This window comes from Rhizobium sp. SAFR-030 (assembly GCF_059415005.1).
Genome location: NZ_JBPFDO010000003.1, coordinates 506,067 through 531,479, shown reverse-complemented (window position 1 = coordinate 531,479; position 25,413 = coordinate 506,067). Strand labels below are relative to the sequence as shown.

Genomic DNA, 25,413 nt, shown 5'->3' with positions numbered 1-25,413 from the left:
CGCCCGTTCCCGGGTGATCTGGACCCGCGGCGCGCCAGTATATAACGAATGCGGCAGCAATTCCCCTAGATACTGGCGAAAGAAAGGAAAACAATGTCGGATCTCGCACAGGGCGCACCCGCCCCCGATTTCACGCTTCCCCGCGACGGCGGCACCACCATCCAGCTTTCCGCTCACAAGGGCAAGACGGTCGTCCTCTACTTCTACCCGAAGGACGACACCAGCGGCTGCACCGCCGAGGCCATCGACTTTACCGCCAAGGCTCAAGACTTCGATGCGGCGGACGCTATCGTCATCGGCATCTCGCCTGATTCGGCTGCCAGGCACGACAAGTTCGTCCGCAAGTACGCCCTGACCGTCGCGCTCGCCGCCGATGAGGATCATGCGGTCTGCGAGGCCTATGGCGTGTGGAAGGAAAAGAGCATGTACGGCAAGAAGTACATGGGCGTCGAGCGCACGACCTTCCTCGTCGCGCCCGACGGAACGATCGCCCGAGTCTGGCCGAAGGTGAAGGTCGAGGGTCATGCGCAGGACGTGCTCGATGCGGCGAAGGCCTTGAAGCCGTGACGGGCCTGTGACACTCAGACACCCATGACCGAGGCTCAGACAGACGATCTCCCTGCCATCCCGTCGCTGCGCGGCGGGGCGATCCTGGCGATCGCCTCCGCCGATCTCGACCGCAAGACGGCACTCGCCCAGCATGCGGCGACCCGCTGGTTCGCCCGCCGCCTGTCCCTGCGCTCGCCGCTCGATCCGCCGCTCCCGGACCGGCCCGGCCGCCCGGATCGTCCGCAGCTCGTTCCGCCGCGGGCCGTCGAGAAGCGCTCGCTGCACACCCTCAGGGGGCGCATCGCGCTCCTGCATTCGATCGCTCATATCGAACTCAACGCCGTCGACCTGGCGCTCGACATCGTCGCCCGCTACGCCACCGAGCCGGTGCCGAACTCGTTCTTCGACGGCTGGATGCAGGTCGCCTTCGAGGAGGCCAAGCACTTCAAGATGGTGCGCGCCCGGCTGCAGGATCTCGGTGCCGATTACGGCGACATGCCCGCCCATGACGGCCTCTGGCAGGCCGCCCACTCGACCCGCAACGACCTGACGGCGCGGCTCGCCGTCGTGCCGCTGATCCTCGAGGCGCGCGGGCTCGATGTCACCCCGTCGCTGCAGGCGAAGATGCGCGATACCGGCGACATGGAAACTGCTGCCGTCCTCGATGTCATCTACAACGACGAGAAGGGCCATGTGGCGATCGGCGCCAAATGGTTCCGCTTCCTCTGCGCCCGCGAGAAGCGCGATCCGGCGGCCACCTTCAAGGAGCTGGTGCGGGCCAATTTCCGCGGCTCGCTGAAGCCGCCCTTCAACGATGTGGCACGCGCCGAAGCCGGCCTGACGCCGTCCTTCTACCGCTCGCTGACGGCGACCAGCAGCGCCTGACAGAAGCGGCGTTCACTTCGCCGGCAAAGCACCCGAAGGCGTCCCGAAAGGCCCGGAGTTAACCCGGGATTAACCTTAACGATGTGTAGTCGCATTGACGGATCGGGGCGATGAAGGGTGCGGGGGACGAGCGTGGCAGGGGCAAGCGACAACCGCGTTTTCAGCAGACGGAGCGCACCGCCCGTGCTGATCCTCGCCTCGGGCGAGCGCATCCGCCACATGACCATCCGCCCCTGGATGACCGCCGCCGCCGTCTGTTTCGTCGGCCTCTTCACCATCGGCTATCTGGCTGCCACCACCTATCTCGTGCTGCGCGACGACCTGATCGGCGCCGCCATGGCCCGCCAGGCGCGCATCCAGCACGATTACGAGGACCGCATCTCGGCCCTGCGTGCGCAGCTCGACCGCATCACGTCACGCCAGCTGCTCGACCAGCAGGTCGTCGAGGAGAAGGTCGAAAAGCTGCTGGAGCAGCAGGACGCGCTGTTTTCCCGCCACGGTCGGCTCGGCTCGCTGGTCGAGCGGGCCGAGGAATCCGGGCTGACTACGGCTCCTGCGCCTAAGGCCAACGCCTTCCAGCCCGTCGTCAAGGACAACCAGGCAAACGCCAGCTCGGGGCTGAAGGCGATCGACCGGCTCCTGGCGCTGGACCCGTCCCTGCCCGCCGGCCGCTCGGCTGCGTCCGCCTTTGCGCCGACGCACGAAAGCGTCGCCGATCGCGCCGACCGTGTCTTCTCCCGCGTCACCCGCTCGCTGCGAACCGTCGAGCAGGAGCAGTTCGCCCGCATCCGCGGCCTCACCGACGATGCCGACAAGACGGTGTCCGCGATGACCCGGATCATGCGGCGCACCGGCATCGACCTTGCAACGGCCGACCTGGCTGCCCCCGCTCCGAACGGCATCGGCGGACCTTTCGTCGAGCCGGCGGCCGTCAACGCCTTCGACACCTCGCTTGATCGGCTCGATGCCGCACTCAACCGCCTGGAGACGGTGCGCGATACCGCCCGCAAGCTGCCCTTCGGTAATCCGGCGCCCGGTCGCGACATCACCAGCCCGTTCGGCAACCGCGTCGACCCGTTCATCGGCCGCCTCGCCCTGCACGCCGGTGTCGATTTCCAGGCCGAGAGCGGCAACGGCATCCGCGCCACCGGCAACGGCCGCGTGGCCGCTGCCGGCTACATGAACGGCTACGGCAACATGGTGGAGATCGACCACGGCCAGGGCGTGTCGACGCGCTACGGCCACATGTCGAGCATCCTGGTCTCCGTCGGCGACACGATCGCGGCCGGCGAGGTCATCGGCAAGGCTGGATCGACGGGCCGCTCCACCGGCCCCCATATTCATTACGAAGTGCGCAGGAACGGCGAGGCAACCGACCCGATGCACTTCCTCAACGCCGGGATGAAGCTGACAAGCTACTTGAAATAAACCGCAGATAGACCCAGTATTATCCTTAACGGCGGCGGAATCGACATTCCTGCCGCCTCTCGGCGTGGTTTTCTTGACTTTGCCGGCCATTGCGCCTATGTCGCGCCCATCGTCGGACACAGCACTGATCCGACTCACAGCGTTCTTAGTGAACCGGAACGGAAACAGTTTTTTCTTTGACCACATTTGCTGACCTTGGCCTGAGCCAAAAAGTCCTCTCCGCCGTGACCGACGCGGGTTACACGATACCCACGCCGATCCAGCTTGGCGCGATTCCTCCCGCACTTCAGCGGCGCGACATCTGCGGCATTGCGCAGACCGGTACCGGCAAGACCGCCTCCTTCGTATTGCCGATGCTCACCCTTCTCGAGAACGGCCGAGCGCGGGCCCGCATGCCGCGCACGCTGATCCTCGAGCCGACCCGCGAACTGGCAGCCCAGGTTGCGGAAAACTTCGAAAAATACGGCAAGAACCACAAGCTCAACGTCGCGCTGCTGATCGGCGGCGTCTCGTTCGAAGAGCAGAACCGCAAGCTCGAGCGCGGCGCCGACGTGCTGATCTGCACCCCCGGCCGCCTGCTCGACCACTGCGAACGCGGCAAGCTGCTGATGACCGGCGTCGAGATCCTGGTCATCGACGAAGCCGACCGCATGCTCGACATGGGCTTCATCCCGGACATCGAACGCATCGCCAAGATGATCCCGTTCACCCGCCAGACGCTGTTCTTCTCGGCCACCATGCCGCCGGAGATCCAGAAGCTGGCCGATCGCTTCCTGCAGAACCCGGAACGCATCGAGGTTGCCAAGCCCTCCTCGACTGCCAAGACCGTCACGCAGCGCCTCGTCGCAGCGCACGCCAAGGATTACGAGAAGCGCGCCGTTCTGCGTGATCTCATCAAGGCGCAGGACGAACTGAAGAACGCCATCATCTTCTGCAACCGCAAGAAGGATGTCGCCGACCTGTTCCGCTCGCTGGAACGCCACGGCTTCTCCGTCGGCGCCCTGCATGGCGACATGGACCAGCGCTCGCGCACCGAGATGCTGGCAGGCTTCAAGGCCAACGCGATTACCCTGCTCGTCGCATCCGACGTTGCGGCCCGCGGCCTCGATATCCCTGACGTCAGCCACGTCTTCAACTTCGATGTGCCGATTCATGCAGAAGACTACGTCCACCGCATCGGCCGTACCGGTCGTGCCGGTCGTTCGGGTCAGGCCTTCACGCTGGTGACCAAGTCGGACGCCAAGTATCTCGACGCCATCGAAAAGCTGATCGGCGAGAAGATCGAATGGGAGAACGGCGATCTGTCCGCGCTTCCGGCACCGATGGAAAGCCAGGAAAGCAATCGTCCGCGCGGCAAGGGTCGCGAGCGCGACAAGGATCGTGATCGCGAGGGCACGCGCGAGCGTGGCCGCGGCAAGCGCGCCGGTCGCGACGAGGATCGCAGCCCGCCTCCGGTCGTCGTCGAGGCGGCAGCAGTGGCGGAAGCGCCAAGCATTGAACCCATCAGGCCAGCAAGGACGGAAAACGTGGCAGCAGAGCACCAGAAAGCGGACCATCGCAGGCAGCAGCAGCACGGTGGACGCAACAGTGGTCGGCCCAATCCGGCCAATGACGATCATCGCGAACGTCGTGCCCGCCAGCACCGCGACCATGACGACGGCCCGACCCCGGTCGGCTTCGGCGACGACATCCCGGCATTCATGCTGATTGTCGCCGGCGCCAAGGCCTGACACCTCCATGTCTGCGGAAATCTCCATGCCCGCACAGCCGGGCATTGATTTCCCGGGTTTCGGAACCGGTCTCGTCGTGCTTCGCGACGACGGCAGGATCCTCCTCTACCGGCGCGTCAAGGCGCCGGAGGCCGGACACTGGAACATTCCAGGCGGCAAGGTCGACCACATGGAGCGATCGGCGGATGCGGCACGCCGCGAGGCCGAGGAAGAAAGCGGCCTGACGATCGGCGCCGTCAGCCTGCTCTGCGTCTCCGAACAAGTGATCGAGAGCGACCGTCAGCACTGGATTTCCGTCATTTATCTGACGCAGGACTTTTCCGGCGAAGCAACGATCACCGAACCCGACAAGCTGTCCGACATGGGCTGGTTCCTGCCGACGGAACTGCCGGAGCCGCTCTCGGCCTTCACCCGTGACGCCGTTCAAAAGCTCGCCCTGCGCCCCCGCGCCTGACCCTCTACTACTGCCTACTGCCTACTGCCTATTGCCTACTGCCTACTTACCGCCTACGCGCTCCCCTTGCGCGGCTTGGCGCCCCGCCTGCCGGCTTCCGCCGCGAGCCTCACCCATTTCGTCATCAGATCCGGATCGTCGAGCGCCTCGTCGGGGATCGACCAGTAGGGCATCAGCACCGGCTTGCCGGCCTTGCCCTCATACGCCCACTGGCGAGAACCGGCGGCGCGGAAATCCTCGCTTGTCTCGGCATCGGCCTTCAGCAGGATCTCGCCCGACACTTCCAGCGCGCAGATCGCGCCATCGTGGTAGATGCCCTTGCCGCCGAACATCCGGCGGATGCTGACCGGGCCGAGGCTCTCGAACAGCTCTTCAATCGCTGCATTGTCCACTGCCGTCCCTCCGCTTGTCCCCTGGCCGCAATGGCCGCCTTTTGCCGAAGACGTCGCCTAGCCTTTCAGGATGCCGCCCGCTGCTTCCACCGCCTGCGGCGTGTCCACGTCCACATGCGCCGCCTGGCCGATCTCCACGTCGATGATCGGCAGGCCGCAGGTCTCGATGACATGCCGGGCGCCGACATCCCCCTCCAGCTGCATCAGGTCGCCGAACGTGGCGCGCGGCAGGATGACCGGATTGCCGCGCTTGCCGCCGGCCACCGCCCGCACGATCGCCCGTCCGTCCGCCTTGCGAAAGGCGTCCGCAAGCGCACCGATATCGGCCTGTGAAAGGCCGGGCATGTCGGCGAGCAGAACCATCACGCCCGCGACTGCGGCGAGCGCCGGTGAACCCAGCCCAGTCTTCAGCGAGCTTGCCATGCCGCTTGCATAGTCACGGTTTTCGGCGATCGTGAGGGACAGGCCCTGGAGCGCTGCGGAAACCTCCGGTGCGCGGTAGCCGGTGACGGCCACCAGCGGTCCGCCAAGCGCGGCGATCGCCCGCTCGGCGACCCGCCGCACCAATGGCATGCCGTCGAACTCCGCCAGCAGCTTGTGGCCCGCCTCGCCCATGCGGCTTGCCCGGCCTGCCGCCAGCAGCACGCCGCCGATGAGCAGCGGCCCGTCCCTGCGCATGCCGAGCTCGCGCGGCTGCGGGCGGTTCGGAATTTCCATCAGCAGGCCTCCCACGCCCAGTCCCGTCAGATCCTCCACCGTCGGCGCCTCGCCGGCAAGCAGCCGGTTCAGGACCCAGTCGAAACCATTTTCCTTCGGCGAGCGGGCGCAGCCGGGTGCCGCAACGAGAGGCATGTCATTGAGCCCTCCGAGAACCAGCAGGTTTCCGGGATCCACCGGCAGGCCCACATGTTCGACCGAGCCGCCGGCAAGCCGCATCGCCTGCGGCAGCACGTCCTCGGCATCGCAGACCGCCGAGGCGCCGAACAGCACGATCATCTTCGGGCCGCTGCCGTTGTCGATCTCCGCTGCGGCGCGGATCGCCTCTGCCACCGCGCCAGCCTCGTGGGCTACGCGCCGCTCCGAGACGACGACGCTGCCGGAGGGCGCCAGCCGCCGGCCGAGCAGGTCGGCGGTCTTGTCGAGCACCGACGGCTTGGTGAGCGGCAACACGGTCTGGATCAGCGCCACCGAATGCGGGCGGTAGAACTGCAGGCCGATCGCCTCACCGGCCGCAAGAATGGCGCGCGCCGCCTCCACCGGCTGCGAAGCAACGGCAAGCGGAATGATCTTGATGGTCGCCACCATCGCGCCGGCCGAAACGCTGCTGCGGTCGGCAAGGCAGGCAAGCGTGATCGCCGGATCGATACGGTTGAAGCGGTCGATCGTCTCGCGGTCGGCACGAAACAGCCCGGCAGCGGTCGCATGGATGTTCACCCGTCCGGTCGCGGCCTCGGAAAGTTCGAGACCGGCAGCGGCCAGCGCCGAGGCAAGCCGGGCGGCGGCCACGTCCTCCGTCAGATCGCCGGGCTCCAGACACGCCGCCACGATCTCCGTCAGGCCTTCCGCCGCAAGCCGGTCGACATCGCTCCGCGCCAGGCGGGTGCCTTTCGAGATCCGGCCATCAGCCGTCTGCACAGCATGGGCGAGGATCGTCCCTTCCGCCTCGGCGAGCGGCACTGTTCCGAAGATCATGCAGAGGCTCCGCCGATGTCGCGCCGGCGATAGGCCTCGACGATCTGCGCCAGCACGGCAAGCGCGATCTCCTCGGGGCTCGCGGCGCCGATATCGAGACCGATCGGCGCGCGGATACGGGCGATGTCGGCCTCGGTGATACCCACCTGCTGCAACCGCTCGGCTCGCTTGGCATGCGTCTTCCGGCTGCCGAGCGCGCCGACATAGAAACAGCCGCGGCGCAGCGCTTCCGCGAGCGCGAAATCGTCGATCTTCGGATCGTGGGTGACGGCGGCCAGCGCCGTATAGCCGTCGAGCGGCCGTGCCTGCAGCACGTCCTCCGGCCAGTCCGCCACCAGGTCGACGCCGGCAAACCGCTCGGGCGTCGCAAACGCCGTGCGCGGATCGATGATCGTCAGGTCGAAGCCGATCACCGGCGCCAGCCGGGCCAGCGCCTGGGTGATGTGGACGGCGCCGATGGCGACGATCCGCGGCGGCGGCAGATGGACGTTGAGAAACACCGACCGGCCGGCGATCTCGACGAGGCCGGACTTGCCGCTCAGTAAAACCTTGCCCGCCGCTTCCCGCAGCGTTTCAGGCCAGGCCTCTCCCTCGACCAGAACCGTCGAGGCGCCGCCCTCCACCTCTGTCGCGAGAACCACCGCCCGGCGCGACTGGCGCGCGGCGTTCAGCCGGATGAGTGTGTCCAGTTCCATCAGCCGAGCCTCTCGACATAGACCCGGATGCGGCCGCCGCAGGAGAGACCAACCCGCCAGGCCGTCTCGTCGGCAACGCCGAAGTCGAGCATTTTTGCCGCGCCGGCCTCGATCACGTCGAGCGCCTCGGTGATCACCGCCCCCTCGACGCAGCCGCCGGAGACGGAGCCTTCGAAATTGCCCTCGCCGTCGACGACAAGGTGGCTGCCGGCCGGGCGCGGCGCCGAGCCCCAGGTCTCGACGACGGTCGCGACGGCAACCGCCCGGCCCTCGCGTTTCCAGGCTTCGGCGGTCGCCAAAGGATCCAGTTGATCGTTCATATCGGTCTCCTTGTCTCGGTCCGCTGCAGGTACCGTCGCGGATCGGATGTGCCGGATGTGGAACCGGAGAGCGCCGCGGCAAGCTCGCCGAGCGACGCCAGATTGTGCATGGGGCGGAATTCGTCCACGTGCGGAAGCATGGTCTTTACGCCGCGGGCCAGCGCCTCGAAGCCCTCGAAGCGCAACAGCGGGTTGAGCCAGACGAGCCGCCGGCAGCTGCGGTGCAGGCGGTCGATCTCGCGCTCCAGATCCTCGACGCCGTCGCGCTCCAGACCGTCGGTGATCAGCAGCACGACGGCACCGCCGCCGAGCACGCGGCGCCCCCACACGCGGTTGAAGGCGGCAAGCGTTCCGCCGATCCGCGTGCCGCCGGACCAGTCGGCGACGGTGGCACTGCAGGCGGCCAGCGCCTCGTCCGGGTCGCGCGCTCGCAAATTGCGTGTGACATTGGTCAGCCGCGTTCCGAACAGGAAGACGTGGACGCGCCGCCGCCGTTCCATGATCGCGTGGCAGAACTGCAGGAAGATGCGGCTATAGGCGCTCATCGAGCCGGAGATGTCGACAAGCACGACAAGCGGCGGCGGTTCGCGCCGCACCGTCCGGAACACCGGCAGCATCAGGTCGCCGCCGCTGCGCATCGATTTTCGCAGCGTCGCCCGCCGATCGATCCGCGCCGGCCGTGGCGACGCCTCGAAACGCCGGGTCGCAACGCTCTGAAGCGGCAGCGCCAGCCTGGCAATCTCGTGCCGCGCCTGCGCCAGCTCGGCCGCCGTCATCTGCGCAAAATCCGTCCGCCGCAGCACTTCGGACGCCGAAGCCGTCTCCCGCGAATCGATCTCCAGCTCCGGCTGTGCAGGGCTCTTGGATGGCCGCTGCCGTTCGGCCACCAGTGCCTCGTCGACGCGCGCCGCCCCGGGCTTCGGCTTTTCGGGCGGACGGTTGTCGGCGATCTTCGGCGACATCATCTGGATCATCTTCTCGACGAGGTCGCGCTTGCGCCAGAACAGCCGGAACGCCTCGTCGAAGACCGCCATTTCCTCGCGCCGCTTGACGAAGATCGCCGCCAGCACTGCCCGGAATTCGTCGCGTGCGCCGATACCCACGGCCTCGACCGCCGCCACCGCATCCAGCGTCGATTGCGGCGAGGTCTTTAGCCCGGCGCGCCGCAGCAGGCGGGAAAAGTAGAGGATGTTGTCGGCAAGCCGCCCGCCGTGATCGACAACGGGTGCAAGATCGGTCGTTCCGGCAGAATGTGCGCTCGCCATCATCTCACCCGGCCGCCAGCAGCTCGGCCTTTACGTCGGAGAGGATCCGCGCGCCCTCGCCGCCGCCGATGCGGGCAATGTCGTCCTGGTATTTGAGCAGCGTCCCGAGCGTGTCGGTGATCGTTTCGGGATCGAGCGCCATGCGGTCGAGTTCGGTGAGCGCGGTCGCCCAGTCGATGGTCTCGGCAATCCCCGGGTTCTTGAAAAGGTCGATCGCCCGCAGCCGCTGGACATAGGCGACGACCTGCCGCGACAGGGTCTCGGATGCCTGCGGCACCTTTCGCCGCAGGATCGCAAGTTCCTGCTCGGCTTGCGGATAATCCACCCAGTGATAGAGACACCGCCGCTTCAGCGCATCGTGGATCTCGCGGGTCCGGTTGCTGGTGATGACGACGATCGGTGGTTCCGCCGCCCGGATGGTCCCGAGCTCGGGAATGGTCACCTGGAAGTCCGACAGCACTTCGAGCAGAAACGCCTCGAACGCCTCGTCGGTACGATCCAGTTCGTCGATGAGGAACACCGGCGCCGTCTCGCCGGCCTCAGCCAGCGCCTGCAGCACCGGTCGGCGGATCAGGTGACGCTCGTCGTAAAGATTGGCCTGCAGCTGTCGGCGATCATCGACCCCGGAGGCTTCCGAGAGGCGGATGTCGAGCATCTGTGCCGGATAGTTCCATTCGTAGACGGCCGACGAGACATCCAGTCCCTCGTAGCACTGCAGCCGGATCAGCGGGCGGTCGAGCCCCTTGGACAGCGCCTTGGCGATCTCGGTCTTGCCGACGCCCGCCTCGCCTTCGAGGAACAGCGGCCGCTTCATCCGCAGCGCCAGGAAGATCACCGTCGCCAGCCCGCGCCCGGCGAGGTAATCCTGTCCTTCGAGCAGACGGAGCGTATCGTCGATCGATGTCGGCGTCGTACCTGCCTCAAATCGTTCCATGGCGCCTCCAGCGACCCAAGGTTACAGCGGGTGAAATGCGCGGTCCAGATAAATGAGCGCCGGGTTTTCCGGGCCGAAATGCATCTCTGCGACGCGGCCGAACAGCACCAGATGCGTGGACATGCGGCGCACGTCGATCAGCCGGCAGTCGAAGGCGACCAGCGCATCCGACAGCACCGGCGCACCCGTTTCCAGCCGCCGCCAGTCACCCAGCGCGAAGCGCTCGTCCGACGGCAGCTGGCCGAAACCCGCCAGCGCCTTGGCGAGCGGCTGGTGATGGGCGGCAAGCGCATTGAGCGCGAAACGGCCGCTAGCCTCAAAGATCGCGTTGCCGGGGTTTTCGGCATTGACGCAGACCAGCACGGTCGCCGGATCGTCGGAAACCGAGCAGGCGGCGGTCACCGTCACCCCGCGTCGCACGCCCTCCCATTCCGTCGTCACCAGCTGAACGTGGCCCGCATAGCGCGCCATGCCGTTGCGGTAGATCGCCGGATCGACGAGGCTGGCCGCAGGTTTCTGCGATATCGTCACACATTTCCTCCCGGGTACCGGCGCTGCCGGTCCTCACGAACAATATGGGTCGCCAGGCAGAAATTTTCCACGCCGATGCATCGCCCGGCGGCTGCGTGTCTCGCCGCCAACCATCGCATGTCCTCTCGCGGCAGCGGGTCATCGGCATGCGGCGCGGATTTCCTTTGACGCCGCCGTCGCTCAGGCTAAATGTGGCGTCATGACAGGACCTCTCTCCATCCCGGCTCTTCTGCGCCATTGCGCCGCCGTTTCCATCGCCCTTGCCGCGGCCGGCACGGCACAGGCGGCGACGATCGCCGTGGTCGCGCCGCAACAGGGTCCCTATGCCCTTCTCGGCGCGCAGATCCTGCGCGGCGCCCAGGCGGCGGCAGAGCCGGGCGACAGCATCGTTGCCATCGACGAAAGCTGCGAACGCAAGGACGGGGCGGCGATCGCCGACCGCGCCATCGGCGCCGGCGCCTCGGCCGTCGTCGGCTTCCTCTGCGTCGAGACGCTCACCGATGCTTTGCCGCGACTGAAGGACAAGGCGATCCCGGCGATCTCCGTCTCGGTGCGGTCAAAAATCCTCATGGAAGATGCGCATCGCTACGGCTGGCCGTTCTTCCGTCTCGGCCCGGCCGATGGCGACGAAGCCGAGAAACTTGCCGACACGATCCTGTCGCGCTTCCAGAACCAGCCGATCGCGCTCGTCGATGACGGCACCATCTACGGCCGCGAACTGGTGAGCGCCGTGCGCCAGCGCCTCGAAGCCGGCGGCATCAAGCCGGTGTTTGCCGATACCTATCGCCCGGGGCAGGACCAGCAGCTAGCGCTGGTGCGCCGTCTTGCCAAGGCCGGTGCCGCGCAGGTTCTGGTCGGCGGTGATCGCGCCGACGTGGCGGTGATGGCCCGCGATGCGGCAGCCGAAGGCGCAGCCATGGCCTTCCTTGGTGGCGACGTGATGCGCGCCGCCAACCGGCCTCTGCGGCTGGCCGATGGCGTGCAGGCGGTGGCGCTGCCCGATTATCCGGCGCTTCCGGAAGCAACCGAGGCCGCCGGCCTGCTGCGCTCGTCGGGTTTCGAGCCGGAAGGCTACACGCTTCCCGCCTATGCTGCCGTCCAGGTCGCGCGTGCGGCACTGGCGAAGGCGCAGGCCGATGGCACGCCGCTTCCCGTCGCGGCGACCGGCCTGCCGGTGCAGACGGTAATCGGCGAGCTTTCCTTCGGCACCGATCATGAACTGGCAGAAAACCCGTTCCGCCTGCAGGAATGGCGCGACGACGCCTTCCGCCTCGTCGGGCCGGAAACCGAATAGGGTTCGCGAGATCGGTCGGCGGTGCACGGCGATTGTGCCGCAGCACCGCCGGTGATAAGCGCAGCCGGACATCATCAGCCCCAGGAGATCCCTGATGCCTCTGCCCATCCGTATCGCTCCCTCCATCCTCGCCGCTGATTTCTCCAGGCTTGGCGACGAGGTGCGCGGCATCGTCGACGCGGGCGCCGATTGGGTGCATCTCGATGTCATGGACGGCCATTTCGTCCCCAACATCTCCTTCGGGCCCGATATCATAAAGGCGCTGCGGCCGCACACCGAAGCCTATTTCGACTGCCACCTGATGATCGCCCCGGCCGATCCCTATCTCGAAGCCTTCGCCAAGGCCGGCTGCGACAGCATCACCGTACACGCCGAGGCAGGCCCCCACCTGCACCGCTCGTTGCAGACCATCCGCGGCCTCGGCAAGAAGGTTGGCGTCACGCTGAACCCGGCCACGCCGCTGTCGGTGCTCGAAAACGTGCTGGACGATATCGACCTGATCCTCGTCATGAGCGTCAATCCCGGCTTCGGCGGGCAGAAATTCATTCCGGCCATGCTCGACAAGATCCGTGCCGCGAAGGCGCTGATCGGTGACCGGCCGATCGAGCTGGAAGTCGATGGCGGGATCACGCCGGAAACGATCGGCGCTGCTGCCGCGGCCGGTGCCAACGTCTTCGTCGCCGGCTCGGCCGTCTTCAAGGGCGATGGGGTCGAGGCCTACCGCGCCAACATCGCCGCGCTCCGGCAGGCCGCCGAAAGCGCTGCCGCTTGAGCGCCCCGGCCGACGCCCGCGCAAGTGCTGGCATCGGCCTCGTCGCTCTGTCTGCCGGCGCCATCGGCTGGAGCTTCTGCTGCGCCGGCCTCGCATTGGCCGGTCTCTGGCGCACCGAGCGGCTGGGCACCTTCCACCTGTCGCCGCTGCTGATGGTGTTTGCCGGGGGCGCGGCACTGGCGTGGCTCGCGTCGGCCGCGGTCCTTCTTCTGCTTCGTCGGCGGGTCGTGCGCCTTCGGCTGCGCCTGCCGCTGGCCTTCGTCATACTCGGCGCCACGACGCTCGCCTTTACCGCGTTGCTGTTTGCGCTCGATTACCGCGCCTTCTATGCCCGCTGGCATGCCGATGCCTTCACGCTCGACTGGACCCTGCAGCAGATGTTCACCACGGCGTCGGCCACCTACCAGTTCCTGGTCATCGGTCTTCGCCTCTATCTGCCGCTCGGCCCGCTGCTGCTGGCTGCGGCAACCCCGGTCCTTCTGCGCGCTACGCGTTGAGCTTGGCTGCTCTTCTTGCTAAAGCGGGCCAGCTTTCTGAAAACACCGCAAGGAAACCCCGATGATCCCGCGCTACTCCCGGCCCGACATGGTCGCCATCTGGTCGCCCGAAACCAAATTCCGCATCTGGTTCGAGATCGAGGCCTATGCCTGCGATGCGCTGGCCGACCTTGGCGTCATCCCGCGGGAAGCCGCCCGGACGATCTGGGAAAAGGGCAATGCGGCACAGTTCGACGTGGCCCGCATCGACGAGATCGAAGCCGTCACCAAGCATGACGTCATCGCCTTCCTCACCCATCTTGCCGAATTCGTCGGGCCGGACTCGCGCTTCGTCCACCAGGGCATGACCTCGTCGGACGTGCTCGACACAACCTTCAACATCCAGTTGGTGCGTGCCGCCGACATCCTGATCGCCGGCATGGACCGCGTGCTGGCGGCGCTGAAGACCCGCGCCTTCGAGCACAAGGACACGATCCGCATCGGCCGCAGCCACGGCATCCATGCCGAACCGACGACGATGGGGCTGACCTTTGCCCGCTTCTACGCCGAAATGCACCGCAACCGGGCCCGCCTGGTTGCGGCCCGCGCCGAGATCGCCACCGGCGCCATCTCCGGTGCGGTCGGCACGTTTGCCAACATCGATCCGCACGTCGAGGAATATGTCTGCGCAAAGCTCGGCCTGCAGCCGGAGCCGGTCTCGACCCAGGTCATCCCGCGTGACCGCCACGCGATGTTCTTTGCCACCCTCGGCGTCATCGCCTCGTCGATCGAAAACGTCGCGATCGAGATCCGCCACATGCAGCGCACCGAAGTCCTGGAGGCGGAGGAGTTCTTCTCGCCCGGCCAGAAGGGTTCGTCCGCCATGCCGCACAAGCGCAATCCGGTGCTCACCGAAAACCTGACGGGTCTCGCCCGCCTGGTGCGCATGTCTGTCGTCCCGGCAATGGAGAACGTCGCGCTCTGGCACGAGCGTGACATCTCGCATTCGAGCGTCGAGCGCGCCATCGGCCCGGATACCACGGTCACCCTCGACTTCGCCCTCCACCGGCTGGCCGGCGTGGTCGAGAAGCTGGTCATCTACCCGGACAACATGATGAACAATCTGAACAAGTTCCGCGGACTTGTTCATTCGCAGCGTGTGCTTCTGGCGCTGACCCAGGCCGGCACGTCGCGCGAGGATGCCTATCGCCTCGTGCAGCGCAACGCCATGAAGGTCTGGGAACAGGGCAAGGATTTCCTCGAGGAACTGCTGGCCGATCCGGAGGTCCGGGCGGCGCTTTCCGAGGACCAGCTGCGCGAAAAATTCGACCTTGGCTATCACACCAAGCACGTCGACACGATCTTCCGTCGCGTCTTCGGCTGATCTTGCGAAGCGGCCCGACGCTCACCCGCCGGGCCGCCTCCACGTCGATACGTGTCCGCGGCGAGCCGCGCAGGGGATGCGAGCCAAGCTCAAAATCCGTCCGGTGGATCGGCATTGCGGTCTTGACCTCCACCGGTGTCAATCGCAGATAAGGCGCATGAAAGCTTCCGACGCAGATATCCTGATCATCCCCGGCTATACCAATTCCGGCCCCACCCACTGGCAGTCCCGCTGGGAGGCCAAGCTGCAGACAGCGCGCCGCGTCGAGCAGGCCGAATGGTCGAAACCCGTGCGTGACGACTGGGTGGCGCGCGTCGCCGAAGAGGTGAACGCCTCCACACGGCCGGTCGTGCTTGTCGCGCATTCGCTGGGCATCCCGGCGGCGATCCACGCCGTCCCGCAGTTTCGCCAGAAGGTCGTCGGTGCCTTCTTCGTCGCGCCGCCGGACGTCGCCAATTCCGACATCCGACCAAAACACCTGATGACCTTCGGCCCCTACCCGCGCGACCCGCTGCCGTTCCCGTCGCTGACCGTCGCCAGCCGCAACGATCCGTTCGGCAGCTACGATCACGCCGACGACATCACCAATGCCTGGGGATCGGCCCTCATCGATGCCGGCGAGGCTGGCCACATCAATGTCGAGTCCGGCCATGGCCCCTGGCCGGAGGGCACGATGGTGTTTGCCCGCTTCCTCTCGGGGCTGAAGCCTTAGCGGCCGGCCGGGCATCATCCTCCGTCGGGTGTCCGGACATTTCGCACCTGCGGGGCATTCCGTGCTAGTCATGGTCGGGCCCGCCCCGCAACAGGGCGGATGGAAGCGCCGGCAGCCGCTCCGCTATCGCATCGCGGCAAAGCCACATTGTAGAGCGTCCCGTTTTCCTTTATGGGACCGCTCAAGCACTTCAAACGGCGTCTCCTGGCGCCAGAACAACGAGACCAATGATCATGAACCGTCGCCGCCGGATTTACGAAGGCAAGGCCAAGATCCTGTACGAGGGCCCCGAGCCGGGTACGCTGATCCAGTTCTTCAAGGATGATGCCACCGCTTTCAACAAGAAGAAGCATGACATCATCGACGGGAAGGGCGTGCTCAACAACCGCATTTCCGAATACATCTTCACGCATCTGAACAAGATCGGCATCCCGACGCATTTCATCCGCCGGCTGAACATGCGCGAGCAGCTGATCCGCGAAGTCGAGATGATCCCGCTCGAAATCGTCGTGCGCAATGTTGCCGCCGGCTCGCTGTCGGAACGTCTCGGTATCGAGGAAGGCACTGTCCTGCCGCGCTCGATCATCGAATTCTACTACAAGTCGGACCAGCTTGCCGATCCGATGGTCTCCGAAGAGCACATCACCGCTTTCGGCTGGGCAAACCCCGCCGAGCTCGACGACGTGATGGCACTGGCCATCCGCGTCAACGACTTCCTCTCCGGTCTCTTCCTCGGCGTCGGCATCCAGCTCATCGATTTCAAGATCGAGTGCGGCCGGCTGTTCGAGGGCGACATGATGCGCATCATCCTGGCCGACGAGATCTCGCCCGACAGCTGCCGGCTGTGGGACATCGAGACCAAGGAAAAGATGGACAAGGACCGCTTCCGCCGCGACATGGGCGGCCTGGTCGAAGCCTATTCGGAAGTCGCCCGCCGTCTGGGCATCATCAACGAGAATGAACCGATCCGCGGCACCGGCCCGGTTCTGGTCAAGTAATCCGTCAGGGAGCAGTCAGTGATCAAGGCACGCGTAACCGTCACGTTGAAGAACGGCGTTCTGGACCCCCAGGGCAAGGCAATCGAGGGTGCGCTGGGCAGCCTCGGCTTCGATGGCGTCCACCAGGTTCGCCAGGGCAAGGTCTTCGACCTGGAGGTCGATACCGCCGACCGGGCTGCAGCTGAAGAGCAGCTCAAGGCCATGTGCGACAAGCTTCTGGCAAACACGGTGATCGAGAACTATACTATCGTAATCGACTGAAGGTTGCGGAGATCGTGATGGCCGACATCAGGAATGAGGTGCTTTACGAAGAGCTCCTGAAGCTTGACGAACGGATGGCGGAGAGTGAGGCTGTGATGGCCGATCTTGTTGCCTTCATGAAGGACATGAACCGGGAGCTTGCCGAAGGTCAGGCCAGAACCGAAGCCTTGAAGCGCAAGCTCTTCAAGGATCGATTTGACGCCCAAGGACTGTTCGTTGGCTGAGGTGTCGCAAGAGTTCCTGACTGAATTACTGCGACGTCTGCATCATCGCGTGGAAAAGTCTGAGCACGCCGCACGAGAGTTCCGCAACGAGTTGGCGTCGGTACGCCTGATCCTTCATGCGAACCAAAGTGATATCAACAATCTCTATGCCGTCCACGGCCAGATGGACGAGCGTATGGACAGAATCGAACACCGCCTGGAACTGCGCGAGTTCCAAGAAGCCCAAGCAAGGTTTGAACCACAGCCATGAAGTCAGCCGTAGTCCAGCTCCCAGGTCTCAACCGCGACCGCGACATGATCGCCGCCCTCACCCGCATCTCCGGCCAGGCGCCGATCACCGTCTGGCAGACGGAAACCGAGATCCCGGACGTCGACCTCATCGTCATTCCCGGCGGCTTCTCCTACGGCGACTACCTGCGCTGCGGCGCGATTGCCGCTCGCATGCCGGTCATGCAGGCGATCCGCGACAGGGCAGAACAGGGCGTCAAGGTCCTGGGCGTCTGCAACGGCTTCCAGATCCTCGTCGAGGCCGGAATGCTGCCGGGCGCCCTGATGCGCAATTCGTCGCTGAAATTCGTCTGCAAGGAAGTGAAGCTCGAGGTGGTCAACGCCGATACCGAGTTCACCCGCGCCTACGAGAGCGGCCAGATCATCCGCTGCCCCGTCGCCCATCATGACGGCAACTACTTCGTCGACGACGAGACGATGAAGCGCATGGATGACAACGGCCAGGTCGTCTTCCGCTATGCCGAGGGCACCAACCCGAACGGTTCGCTGCTCGACATCGCCGGCGTCGTCAACGAGCGCGGCAACGTGCTCGGCATGATGCCGCATCCGGAAAACCTGATCGAGGCCGCCCACGGCGGAACCGACGGCCGCGGCATCTTTGCCTCGGCGCTCGACGTCATCGCCGCCTGAAGACGTCCCCCGCATAGCCAGCGCCAGGAAGACATAGCCGTCATGAACCGTTTGCCCCTCGCCGTCGCGGCTGCCGCCGTGGCAGCCCTGTCTGCCTGCCAGTCCAGCCGCAGCCCCGCCCCGGTCGCCGTCAATCGCGCCGCGCTGCCGACCATGGAGCGGGTGGCGATTGCCGCCAACGGCTGCTGGTTCAAGTCGGGCGACGCCGCCTTCCGCGACTACCGTCTGGCACCGGAACTGAATTCCTTCTCCGGCCGCCCGCGCATTCTCGCCGTGCCCCGCCACAGCCCCGAATCGCGACCGCTTCTGGTCGTCCAGGCGGAAGGAAGTCCGGCCCGCCTCGATGCCTTCGGGCCGATGATGGACGGACCGGCCGCGGCGCGCATCCGCACCGACATCAATCGCTGGGCAAATGGCGGCAAAGGCTGCTGAATTTGCTCCGGCAGCGTCCTCTTCCTGCAACACCTGCGCGCATTCGCATCGCGCCGGGGTCAATCGGTAATTTGACGCTTGCCAACCGCTGAACCTGCTGTCTAGTTTCTGCCACACTTGGTGCTTCGACGCGCGTCGCGGCATGCAGAAGCCAGACGGAGTCGATCCTCACATGCATCAGAATGCGGTCAAAAAGCTTGTAATGTCCGCGCTGTTCTCGCTCAGCGCAGCATTCGCCGCCACTTCGGCCTCGGCCGCCGATTTCGCCGCTCCGGCAGAAGCGCCCGCCGAAGCCTCGATTTTCGACGAAGCGCGATTCGGCGTTCTCACCGCTCTCGACAAGACCTACAGCAACGACGAGAAGGGCGCCTTCGTCACCGGCATCGTCTTCTTCGACCCGTGGGATCACGACAATGCGCCGGGCTGGGAGAAGTTTATCCGCCCGCGTATCCACGTCGGTGGCGACATCAGCACCGCTGGCGAAGCCCATCAGGTATTCGCTGGCTTCTCCTGGACGGCCAACATCACCGAGCGCTTCTTCCTCGAAGCCGGCTTCGGCGGCAGCCTCAACAACGGCAAGCAGGAGATGGACGGCGGTCGCGGTCCCTTCCTCGGATGCCACACGCTGTTCCACGAATACGTGGCCGCCGGTTTCAACATCGACAAGAACTGGCGCATCGTCGCCCAGGCCGAACACTCCTCGCATGCCAATCTCTGCGGCGAGCCGAACAACGGCCTGACCCGCGGCGGCATCATGGTCGGCTACAAGTTCTGATCACCGGCAGCCTGCCGGCGTGCACTGCAAAAACATCCGGGCGCGGCAGGAAATTCCTGTCGCGCCCTTTTGCCATCTAGGCTAAAGAGACGCCAGTTCGGACCGCTACCAGAGAAGACGATGACCATATCCAATACGATCGCGATCACGCCTGAACTCATTGCCGCCCACGGGCTGAAGCCGGACGAGTACCAGCGGATCCTCGATCTGATTGGCCGCGAGCCGAGCTTCACCGAGCTTGGCATCTTCTCCGCCATGTGGAACGAGCACTGCTCCTACAAATCCTCCAAGAAATGGCTGCGCACGCTGCCGACCAAGGGTCCGCGCGTCATCCAGGGTCCGGGCGAAAACGCCGGTGTCGTCGACATCGATGACGGTGACGTCGTGGTCTTCAAGATGGAGAGCCACAACCACCCGTCCTACATCGAGCCGTACCAGGGCGCAGCGACCGGCGTCGGCGGCATCCTGCGCGACGTCTTCACCATGGGCGCCCGGCCGGTCGCGGCGATGAACGCGCTGCGCTTCGGCGCGCCGGATCATCCGAAGACCCGCCACCTCGTCTCGGGCGTCGTCTCCGGCGTCGGCGGCTACGGCAACTCCTTCGGCGTGCCCACGGTCGGCGGCGAGGTCGAGTTCGATCCGCGCTACAACGGCAACATCCTCGTCAACGCGTTCGCCGCGGGTCTGGCAAAGTCCGACGGCATCTTCCTCTCGGAAGCCAAGGGCGTCGGCCTGCCGGTCGTCTATCTCGGTGCCAAGACCGGCCGTGACGGTGTCGGCGGCGCAACCATGGCGTCGGCCGAATTCGACGAGCAGATCGAAGAGAAGCGCCCAACCGTACAGGTCGGCGACCCGTTCACCGAAAAGTGCCTGCTGGAGGCCTGCCTGGAGCTGATGGCGACCGGCGCCGTCATCGCCATCCAGGACATGGGTGCCGCCGGCCTCACCTGCTCGGCCGTCGAGATGGGCGCCAAGGGCGACCTCGGCATCGAGCTCTATCTCGATCAGGTTCCGGTGCGCGAAGAGCGGATGACTGCCTACGAGATGATGCTGTCGGAAAGCCAGGAGCGCATGCTCATGGTGCTGCAGCCGGAAAAGGAAGAGCAGGCCAAGGCGATCTTCGTCAAATGGGGCCTCGACTTCGCCATCGTCGGCAAGACCACCGACGACCTGCGCTTCCGCGTCATTCACCAGGGCGAGGAAGTCGCCAACCTGCCGATCAAGCAGCTCGGTGACGAAGCGCCGGAATACGACCGCCCGTGGCAGGCGACCGCCAGCCGCCCGGCGATGCCGGCCGATCAGGTCGCAGCCCCCGCCGATTACAACGAGGCCCTGCTGCAGCTCGTCGGTTCGCCGAACCAGTCCAGCCGCCGCTGGGTCTACGAGCAGTATGATACGCTGATCCAGGGCAATTCGCTGCAGCATCCGGGCGGCGACGCCGGCGTGGTGCGCGTCGACGGCCACCCGACCAAGGCGCTCGCCTTTTCGTCCGACGTCACGCCACGCTATGTCGAGGCCGATCCCGTCGAAGGCGGCAAGCAGGCGGTCGCAGAATGCTGGCGCAACATCACCGCAACCGGCGCCGAGCCTTTGGCCGCCACCGACAACCTCAACTTCGGCAATCCTGAAAAGCCGGAGATCATGGGCCAGCTGGTCGGCGCGATCCAGGGCATCGGCGAAGCCTGCCGGGCGCTCGACTTCCCGATCGTCTCGGGCAACGTCTCGCTCTACAACGAGACCAATGGCGTCGCGATCCTGCCGACCCCGACCATCGCCGGCGTCGGGCTGCTGCCAGACTGGTCGAAGATGGCCCGCATCGGCACCGCAAAGACCGGCGACGTGCTGGTGATGATCGGTACCGACGGCAGCCATCTCGGCTCGAGCATCTACCTGCGCGACATCATCGGCTCGACGGGCGGTCCGGCACCCGTGGTCGATCTTGCCGCCGAACGCCGTCACGGCGATTTCGTCCGCGGCATCATCCGCAGCGGCCAGGTCACCGCCTGCCACGACATTTCCTCGGGCGGCCTCGGACTGGCACTTGCCGAAATGGCGATGGCCTCGCTGAAGGGCGCCACGCTGTCGCTGCGCGATTGCAGGGGCCAGCCGCATGCGCTGCTGTTCGGCGAGGACCAGGCCCGCTACGTCGTCGCCGTCCCGGCGGATCTGTCCAACTTCGTCTGCGCCTCGGCCGAATCGGCCGGCGTGCCGTTCCGCACGCTGGGCACCGTCGGCGGCGAACGTCTGGTGATCGACGATCTCGTCGATGTCGCGGTTGTCGATCTGGTGAACGCCCACGAGAGCTGGTTCCCCAGCTTTATGGCCTGAGACGACCGCCTGCCGCTTTGACAATCCGGCGGTTTTTGGCACTCTGGCCGAAAGCCGCCGACAGTCACGCGGCTGCATTGATGATACGGAAGGAAAACCCCATGCCCATGCACCCCGGTGAAATCGAAGACATGATCAAGGCCGGGATCCCGGATGCCAAAGTCACGATCCGCGATCTCGCCGGCGATGGCGATCACTACGCCGCCGAGGTCGTGGCGGAAGCGTTCCGCGGCAAGAGCCGCGTGCAGCAGCACCAGATGGTCTACGAGGCGCTGAAGGGCAATATGGGTGGCGTGCTGCATGCGCTTGCACTGCAGACCTCGGCGCCGGAATAGCTTCAGGCTCGGCAGGCCGCGCCACGCATGGCGCCTATCAGCGGAATTGATCGCATTCATCACGCGCAACGGCTGGAATTTGACGTCGCGCATGTTATCTAAGGCTCAATAGCGTTCGGACCTTGGACCCGAATAGAGAGGATGCAGCCATGAGCGGAATTCATGATTTGATCGAAGGCGAAGTGAAGGGCAACGATGTCGTGCTCTTCCTCAAGGGCACCCCGCAGTTCCCGCAGTGTGGGTTTTCGGGTCAGGTCGTCCAGATCCTCGATTACCTCGGCGTCGACTACAAGGGCGTCAACGTTCTTGCCGACCAGGAAATCCGCCAGGGCATCAAGGACTACTCCAACTGGCCGACCATTCCGCAGCTCTACGTCAAGGGCGAATTCGTCGGCGGCTGCGATATCGTCCGCGAGATGTTCCAGTCCGGCGAACTCCAGACCCATCTTCAGGAACAGGGTGTCGCCGTCCGCGGCGCTGCCTGATCGGCCCGTCGGCCGGTCCCCCCGGCCATGATCGTTCGGATCGAGGCGCCGCGCTCCCGCGGCGCCTTTGCATTTTTTCCAGGAATCGTGATTGTGACTTCCGCATCCACTACGGCGCCAGCCCGGCTCAAGGGCATGGGCAAGTTCGAATTCATTGCCATGATGGCCATGCTGATGGCGCTCAACGCGCTCGCCATCGACATCATGCTCCCCGCCCTGCAGGACATCGGTGCGGCACTGAACGTCGAGGCCGTCAATGACCGGCAGTTCATCGTCTCCTCCTACCTCTTCGGCTTCGGTTTTGCGCAGCTCGTTTACGGGCCGATCTCGGATCGCTTCGGACGCCGCGCACCGATGATCGTCGGCCTCGTCATCTACATTCTCTGCGCACTGGCGATCGTCGCCGTGCCGAGCTTCGGCGGCCTCCTCGCGCTGCGCTTCCTGCAGGGTGCCGGCGCCGCATCCACCCGCGTCATTACCGTGTCGATCGTCCGCGACGTGTTCGGCGGCCGCGCCATGGCCGAGGTCATGTCACTGATCATGATGGTCTTCATGATCGTGCCGATCATCGCGCCCGGCACCGGGCAGCTGATCATGCTCGGCGGCAACTGGCACATGATCTTCCTGTTCATCGGCGTCATGGCCGGCGCCATCCTCGTCTGGATGACCATGCGCCTGCCGGAAACGCTGGCACCGGAGGATGTCCGGCCGCTCACCGTCAAGTCGGTGATCGCCGGCTTCCGCATCGTCCTCACCAACCGTGTGGCGCTCTGCTACACGCTGGCCGCCACCTTCATCTTCGGCGCGCTGTTCGGCTTCATCAACTCGGCGCAGCAGATCTATGTCGGCGTCTATGGGCTCGGTGCTTGGTTCCCGGTCGCCTTTGCCGCGGTTGCCGCCTTCATGTCGCTGGCCTCGTTCATCAACTCGCGCCTCGTCGGCCGCTTCGGCATGCGCCGCCTGTCGCACGCATCGCTGCTCGGCTTTATCCTCGTCACCGCCGTATGGATGCTGGTTCAGGTGCTCGGCCCGCAGCCGATGCCCTTCCTGCTGTTCCTGTCGTTCTTCGGCCTTGCGATGTTCCAGTTCGGCTGGATCGGCGCCAACTTCAACTCGCTGGCCATGGAGCCGCTCGGCCACGTGGCAGGCACGGCCTCGTCCGTCCTCGGCTTCATGAGCACGGTCGGCGGCGCGGCCATCGGCGCGGTCATCGGCCAGGCTTTCGATGGAACGGCCTTCCCGATGGTGCTCGGCTTCTGTTCCGTCGGCGTCATCGGCCTGGTCTTCGTGCTGATCGCCGAGAAGGGCAAGCTCTTCCAGCCGCACAATCCGCGCGCCTGATCTTCCGCCACATCCCGACAAAAAAAGCCCCGGCGGGTGTTCACCGCCGGGGCTTTTTGCATTCAGGAAACGGCAACCGTGTCAGCCGATGATCTCGCGGCGCAGCACCTGCCAGCTATCCGGGTCGGTCGCGACCAGCAGCCCGCCATCGACATCCGTCGGCCGATAGGCGCTGCCGTCGAAGCGGGCCGCATGACCGCCGGCCTCCTGGACGATCAGCGTGCCGGCCAGGTGATCCCACGGCATCAGCTTGTTGTAGAGCGCGAAATCCACGTGACCGCCGGCAAGCGTCCGGTACTCCTGCGCCGCACAGCGATAGCAGGCAAACATCCGCACCTTGGCAAGATTGGACAGGATCTTCTGGCGCTGCTCGCCAAAGAAATAGCCGACCGATGCCATGCCGATCATCGCCTCGAGCGGCTTGGCACCGGCTACCGCAAGCCGCTGTGCGTCGCCGTCCGGGCGGCGCAGGAAGGCACCGCTCCCCTTCTCCGCCATCACCCAGTCGTCGCCCATCGGATCGTAGATGATGCCGGCGACGGCCTCGCCCTTGTAGACGACCGAGGCCATAACGCCGAAGGCCGGAATGCCGGAATGCCGGAGGCAAAGTTGAAGGTGCCGTCGACAGGATCGACGATCACCGCCAGTTCCGCACCGCCGATCCTGTGCAGGAGGTCCGGATCGGCGGCAACCGATTCCTCGCCGACGAACAGCGCCTGCGGTGCAAGCCGTTCGAGTTCGCTGCGGATCATCCGTTCGGCTTCGACGTCGGCTTCGGTCACCAGGTCCGTGGCTTCCGACTTGGCGCGCACGTCGCCGGCATTGAGGCGCCGGAAGCGCGGCAGGATTTCGGCCTTTGCGGCGCGCCGCAGCACGTCGGCAAGCGCCGTTACATCAATCGACATCGGAGAAGACCTCAAGCTTTGGGAGCGGCAACCAGCCCGGCGAAATCGAACAGCGCCGGATCGAGAAGGTGGGACGGGTTGGCATGGCCGAGCGCCCGCAGCATGCGGTCCTTGCGGCCGGGCATCTGCGTTTCCATGGTCGACAGCATCTGCTTCATGGCATTGCGCTGCAGGCCGTCCTGCGAGCCGCAGAGGTCGCAGGGGATGATCGGAAACTGCATGGCGGCGGAGAACTTGATGAGGTCTTCCTCGGCGCAGTAGGCAAGCGGCCGCAGCACCATCAGGTCGCCCTCGTCGTTCAGCAGCTTGGCGGGCATGCCGGCCAGCCGGCCGCCGTGGAAGAGGTTCATGAAGAAGGTCTCGAGAATGTCGTCGCGGTGATGGCCGAGCACCAGCGCGTCGCAGTTCTCCTCGCGCGCCACCCGGTAGAGATTGCCGCGGCGCAGCCGCGAGCAGAGCGCGCAGTAGGTCGCGCCCTCAGGCACCTTCTCCTTGACGATCGAATAGGTGTCCCGGTACTCGATCCGGTGCTTGACGCCGATCGACGACAGGTAATCCGGCAGCACGTGCTTTGGAAAATTCGGCTGCCCCTGGTCGAGATTGCAGGCGACCAGTTCCACCGGCAGCAGACCGCGCCACTGCAGGTCCATCAGCAGCGCCAGCAGCGAATAGCTGTCCTTGCCGCCCGACAGCCCGATCAGCCAGCGCTTCTGACCGTTCAGCATGCCGAAATCGTCGAGCGCCTGGCGCACCTGGCGCAACAGCCGCTTGCGCAGCTTGTTGAAGGCGGTGGTCTGCGGCGCATGGGCAAACAGGCCGTGGAGGAAACCGTCTCCCTCGTCCGGCAGGTCGTCCATCGCCTCGATCGGTGCCGCCAGCGTCACGTCGCTCTCCTTGC

General features: G+C 65.6%; 29 protein-coding genes and 1 pseudogene. 21 read left to right on the top strand and 9 right to left on the bottom strand.

The window, feature by feature from the left end; genetic code table 11:
• The first annotated feature begins 93 nt into the window (after positions 1–93).
• From bcp to ACR65N_RS12045, 5 genes are all read left to right on the top strand, one after another.
• Positions 94–567, top strand: a complete 474-nt coding sequence (gene bcp, locus ACR65N_RS12065; RefSeq protein ID WP_440457189.1) for a thioredoxin-dependent thiol peroxidase — start codon at positions 94–96, stop codon at positions 565–567.
• A gap of 24 nt (positions 568–591) precedes the next feature.
• A complete protein-coding gene (locus ACR65N_RS12060) occupies positions 592–1,434 on the top strand; it encodes a ferritin-like domain-containing protein (RefSeq protein WP_440457188.1) in 843 nt (280 codons plus the stop codon).
• 132 nt (positions 1,435–1,566) lie between these two features.
• Positions 1,567–2,862, top strand: a complete 1,296-nt coding sequence (locus tag ACR65N_RS12055) for a M23 family metallopeptidase (RefSeq protein ID WP_440457187.1) — start codon at positions 1,567–1,569, stop codon at positions 2,860–2,862.
• Between the two features lie 176 nt (positions 2,863–3,038).
• Positions 3,039–4,592, top strand: a complete 1,554-nt coding sequence (locus tag ACR65N_RS12050; RefSeq protein ID WP_440457186.1) for a DEAD/DEAH box helicase — start codon at positions 3,039–3,041, stop codon at positions 4,590–4,592.
• Between the two features lie 25 nt (positions 4,593–4,617).
• Positions 4,618–5,046: an NUDIX domain-containing protein gene (locus ACR65N_RS12045; RefSeq protein ID WP_440457185.1), complete on the top strand. Its 429-nt coding sequence runs from the start codon at positions 4,618–4,620 to the stop codon at positions 5,044–5,046.
• Between the two features lie 53 nt (positions 5,047–5,099).
• Here ACR65N_RS12045 and ACR65N_RS12040 read toward each other — a convergent pair whose 3' ends face one another.
• From ACR65N_RS12040 to ACR65N_RS12010, 7 genes are read right to left on the bottom strand one after another with little or no spacing between them, the layout of a single operon-like run.
• Positions 5,100–5,438, bottom strand: coding sequence for a TfoX/Sxy family protein (locus ACR65N_RS12040; RefSeq protein WP_440457184.1), 339 nt, complete (start codon positions 5,436–5,438; stop codon positions 5,100–5,102).
• Positions 5,439–5,495: 57 nt separating this feature from the next.
• A complete protein-coding gene (locus ACR65N_RS12035) occupies positions 5,496–7,130 on the bottom strand; it encodes an NTP transferase domain-containing protein (RefSeq protein WP_440457183.1) in 1,635 nt (544 codons plus the stop codon).
• Complete coding sequence (locus ACR65N_RS12030) at positions 7,127–7,825, bottom strand: XdhC family protein (RefSeq protein ID WP_440457182.1); 699 nt, start codon at positions 7,823–7,825, stop codon at positions 7,127–7,129. Before ACR65N_RS12030 ends, ACR65N_RS12035 begins: the two co-directional genes overlap by 4 nt.
• Positions 7,825–8,145 (bottom strand): XdhC family protein, encoded by a 321-nt coding sequence (locus ACR65N_RS12025; RefSeq protein ID WP_430303745.1) that lies wholly within the window; start codon positions 8,143–8,145, stop codon positions 7,825–7,827. Before ACR65N_RS12025 ends, ACR65N_RS12030 begins: the two co-directional genes overlap by 1 nt.
• Entirely contained in the window at positions 8,142–9,410 is a 1,269-nt protein-coding gene (locus tag ACR65N_RS12020; RefSeq protein WP_440457181.1) for a vWA domain-containing protein, read from the bottom strand. The genes ACR65N_RS12025 and ACR65N_RS12020 overlap by 4 nt, the downstream gene beginning before the upstream one ends.
• A 4-nt stretch (positions 9,411–9,414) precedes the next feature.
• Positions 9,415–10,344 (bottom strand): AAA family ATPase, encoded by a 930-nt coding sequence (locus tag ACR65N_RS12015; RefSeq protein ID WP_440457180.1) that lies wholly within the window; start codon positions 10,342–10,344, stop codon positions 9,415–9,417.
• A 21-nt stretch (positions 10,345–10,365) separates the two neighbouring features.
• Complete coding sequence (locus tag ACR65N_RS12010) at positions 10,366–10,815, bottom strand: flavin reductase family protein (protein WP_440457336.1); 450 nt, start codon at positions 10,813–10,815, stop codon at positions 10,366–10,368.
• Positions 10,816–11,074: 259 nt separating this feature from the next.
• Between ACR65N_RS12010 and ACR65N_RS12005 the strand changes: the two genes are divergently transcribed.
• The 16 genes from ACR65N_RS12005 to ACR65N_RS11930 all read left to right on the top strand — a co-directional run bounded on the left by ACR65N_RS12005 (position 11,075) and on the right by ACR65N_RS11930 (position 23,610).
• Entirely contained in the window at positions 11,075–12,169 is a 1,095-nt protein-coding gene (locus ACR65N_RS12005; protein WP_440457179.1) for an ABC transporter substrate-binding protein, read from the top strand.
• 94 nt (positions 12,170–12,263) lie between these two features.
• The gene (gene rpe, locus ACR65N_RS12000) at positions 12,264–12,941 is read left to right on the top strand and encodes a ribulose-phosphate 3-epimerase (protein ID WP_440457178.1); all 678 of its coding nucleotides are present in this window, start codon (positions 12,264–12,266) and stop codon (positions 12,939–12,941) included.
• Entirely contained in the window at positions 12,938–13,438 is a 501-nt protein-coding gene (locus ACR65N_RS11995; protein WP_440457177.1) for a hypothetical protein, read from the top strand. The genes rpe and ACR65N_RS11995 overlap by 4 nt, the downstream gene beginning before the upstream one ends.
• Positions 13,439–13,499: 61 nt before the next feature.
• Positions 13,500–14,801 carry an adenylosuccinate lyase gene (gene purB / locus ACR65N_RS11990; RefSeq protein ID WP_440457176.1) on the top strand — a complete coding sequence of 434 codons (1,302 nt, stop codon included), beginning with the start codon at positions 13,500–13,502 and terminating at the stop codon, positions 14,799–14,801.
• A gap of 157 nt (positions 14,802–14,958) precedes the next feature.
• Complete coding sequence (locus ACR65N_RS11985) at positions 14,959–15,513, top strand: RBBP9/YdeN family alpha/beta hydrolase (RefSeq protein WP_440457175.1); 555 nt, start codon at positions 14,959–14,961, stop codon at positions 15,511–15,513.
• A gap of 233 nt (positions 15,514–15,746) precedes the next feature.
• Complete coding sequence (gene purC / locus ACR65N_RS11980; protein WP_430303754.1) at positions 15,747–16,511, top strand: phosphoribosylaminoimidazolesuccinocarboxamide synthase; 765 nt, start codon at positions 15,747–15,749, stop codon at positions 16,509–16,511.
• A gap of 18 nt (positions 16,512–16,529) precedes the next feature.
• Positions 16,530–16,772 (top strand): phosphoribosylformylglycinamidine synthase subunit PurS, encoded by a 243-nt coding sequence (gene purS / locus ACR65N_RS11975; protein WP_440457174.1) that lies wholly within the window; start codon positions 16,530–16,532, stop codon positions 16,770–16,772.
• Between the two features lie 17 nt (positions 16,773–16,789).
• On the top strand, positions 16,790–16,996 hold the full coding sequence (locus ACR65N_RS11970) for a hypothetical protein (protein WP_440457173.1): 207 nt from the start codon (positions 16,790–16,792) through the stop codon (positions 16,994–16,996).
• A gap of 1 nt (position 16,997) precedes the next feature.
• Positions 16,998–17,246 (top strand): hypothetical protein, encoded by a 249-nt coding sequence (locus tag ACR65N_RS11965; protein ID WP_440457335.1) that lies wholly within the window; start codon positions 16,998–17,000, stop codon positions 17,244–17,246.
• Positions 17,243–17,914 (top strand): phosphoribosylformylglycinamidine synthase subunit PurQ, encoded by a 672-nt coding sequence (purQ, locus tag ACR65N_RS11960; protein WP_440457172.1) that lies wholly within the window; start codon positions 17,243–17,245, stop codon positions 17,912–17,914. Before ACR65N_RS11965 ends, purQ begins: the two co-directional genes overlap by 4 nt.
• Before the next feature lie 42 nt (positions 17,915–17,956).
• A complete protein-coding gene (locus ACR65N_RS11955; protein ID WP_430303758.1) occupies positions 17,957–18,346 on the top strand; it encodes a hypothetical protein in 390 nt (129 codons plus the stop codon).
• Between the two features lie 202 nt (positions 18,347–18,548).
• Entirely contained in the window at positions 18,549–19,121 is a 573-nt protein-coding gene (locus tag ACR65N_RS11950; protein ID WP_430303759.1) for an acyloxyacyl hydrolase, read from the top strand.
• Between the two features lie 120 nt (positions 19,122–19,241).
• Positions 19,242–21,449: a phosphoribosylformylglycinamidine synthase subunit PurL gene (gene purL, locus ACR65N_RS11945; RefSeq protein ID WP_440457171.1), complete on the top strand. Its 2,208-nt coding sequence runs from the start codon at positions 19,242–19,244 to the stop codon at positions 21,447–21,449.
• A gap of 101 nt (positions 21,450–21,550) precedes the next feature.
• A complete protein-coding gene (locus ACR65N_RS11940; protein ID WP_440457170.1) occupies positions 21,551–21,784 on the top strand; it encodes a BolA/IbaG family iron-sulfur metabolism protein in 234 nt (77 codons plus the stop codon).
• Between the two features lie 149 nt (positions 21,785–21,933).
• On the top strand, positions 21,934–22,269 hold the full coding sequence (gene grxD, locus ACR65N_RS11935) for a Grx4 family monothiol glutaredoxin (RefSeq protein ID WP_430303763.1): 336 nt from the start codon (positions 21,934–21,936) through the stop codon (positions 22,267–22,269).
• Between the two features lie 135 nt (positions 22,270–22,404).
• Complete coding sequence (locus tag ACR65N_RS11930) at positions 22,405–23,610, top strand: multidrug effflux MFS transporter (RefSeq protein ID WP_440457334.1); 1,206 nt, start codon at positions 22,405–22,407, stop codon at positions 23,608–23,610.
• An 81-nt stretch (positions 23,611–23,691) separates the two neighbouring features.
• On the opposite strand, the pseudogene ACR65N_RS11925 reads toward ACR65N_RS11930, so the two are convergent.
• Positions 23,692–24,515 (bottom strand): annotated as a pseudogene (locus ACR65N_RS11925) (inositol monophosphatase family protein).
• A gap of 11 nt (positions 24,516–24,526) precedes the next feature.
• Entirely contained in the window at positions 24,527–25,399 is an 873-nt protein-coding gene (gene ttcA / locus ACR65N_RS11920) for a tRNA 2-thiocytidine(32) synthetase TtcA (RefSeq protein WP_440457169.1), read from the bottom strand.
• Positions 25,400–25,413 lie beyond the last annotated feature (14 nt).

Bases quoted from the DNA above. Each gene is read 5' to 3' on its own strand.
- ACR65N_RS12060 (WP_440457188.1), top strand. From the start codon at position 592: ATGACCGAGGCTCAGACAGACGATCTCCCTGCCATCCCGTCGCTGCGC.
- bcp (WP_440457189.1), top strand. From the start codon at position 94: ATGTCGGATCTCGCACAGGGCGCACCCGCCCCCGATTTCACGCTTCCC.
- purC (WP_430303754.1), top strand. From the start codon at position 15,747: ATGAACCGTCGCCGCCGGATTTACGAAGGCAAGGCCAAGATCCTGTAC.
- ACR65N_RS12015 (WP_440457180.1), bottom strand. From the start codon at position 10,344: ATGGAACGATTTGAGGCAGGTACGACGCCGACATCGATCGACGATACG.
- ACR65N_RS12025 (WP_430303745.1), bottom strand. From the start codon at position 8,145: ATGAACGATCAACTGGATCCTTTGGCGACCGCCGAAGCCTGGAAACGC.
- ACR65N_RS11940 (WP_440457170.1), top strand. From the start codon at position 21,551: ATGCCCATGCACCCCGGTGAAATCGAAGACATGATCAAGGCCGGGATC.
- purB (WP_440457176.1), top strand. From the start codon at position 13,500: ATGATCCCGCGCTACTCCCGGCCCGACATGGTCGCCATCTGGTCGCCC.
- purL (WP_440457171.1), top strand. From the start codon at position 19,242: ATGACCATATCCAATACGATCGCGATCACGCCTGAACTCATTGCCGCC.
- ACR65N_RS11955 (WP_430303758.1), top strand. From the start codon at position 17,957: ATGAACCGTTTGCCCCTCGCCGTCGCGGCTGCCGCCGTGGCAGCCCTG.
- ACR65N_RS11930 (WP_440457334.1), top strand. From the start codon at position 22,405: ATGGGCAAGTTCGAATTCATTGCCATGATGGCCATGCTGATGGCGCTC.
- ACR65N_RS12020 (WP_440457181.1), bottom strand. From the start codon at position 9,410: ATGGCGAGCGCACATTCTGCCGGAACGACCGATCTTGCACCCGTTGTC.
- ACR65N_RS11970 (WP_440457173.1), top strand. From the start codon at position 16,790: ATGGCCGACATCAGGAATGAGGTGCTTTACGAAGAGCTCCTGAAGCTT.
- rpe (WP_440457178.1), top strand. From the start codon at position 12,264: ATGCCTCTGCCCATCCGTATCGCTCCCTCCATCCTCGCCGCTGATTTC.
- purQ (WP_440457172.1), top strand. From the start codon at position 17,243: ATGAAGTCAGCCGTAGTCCAGCTCCCAGGTCTCAACCGCGACCGCGAC.
- ACR65N_RS11950 (WP_430303759.1), top strand. From the start codon at position 18,549: ATGTCCGCGCTGTTCTCGCTCAGCGCAGCATTCGCCGCCACTTCGGCC.
- grxD (WP_430303763.1), top strand. From the start codon at position 21,934: ATGAGCGGAATTCATGATTTGATCGAAGGCGAAGTGAAGGGCAACGAT.
- ACR65N_RS12035 (WP_440457183.1), bottom strand. From the start codon at position 7,130: ATGATCTTCGGAACAGTGCCGCTCGCCGAGGCGGAAGGGACGATCCTC.
- ACR65N_RS11985 (WP_440457175.1), top strand. From the start codon at position 14,959: ATGAAAGCTTCCGACGCAGATATCCTGATCATCCCCGGCTATACCAAT.
- ACR65N_RS12005 (WP_440457179.1), top strand. From the start codon at position 11,075: ATGACAGGACCTCTCTCCATCCCGGCTCTTCTGCGCCATTGCGCCGCC.
- ACR65N_RS12045 (WP_440457185.1), top strand. From the start codon at position 4,618: ATGCCCGCACAGCCGGGCATTGATTTCCCGGGTTTCGGAACCGGTCTC.
- ACR65N_RS12010 (WP_440457336.1), bottom strand. From the start codon at position 10,815: ATGGCGCGCTATGCGGGCCACGTTCAGCTGGTGACGACGGAATGGGAG.
- ACR65N_RS12030 (WP_440457182.1), bottom strand. From the start codon at position 7,825: ATGGAACTGGACACACTCATCCGGCTGAACGCCGCGCGCCAGTCGCGC.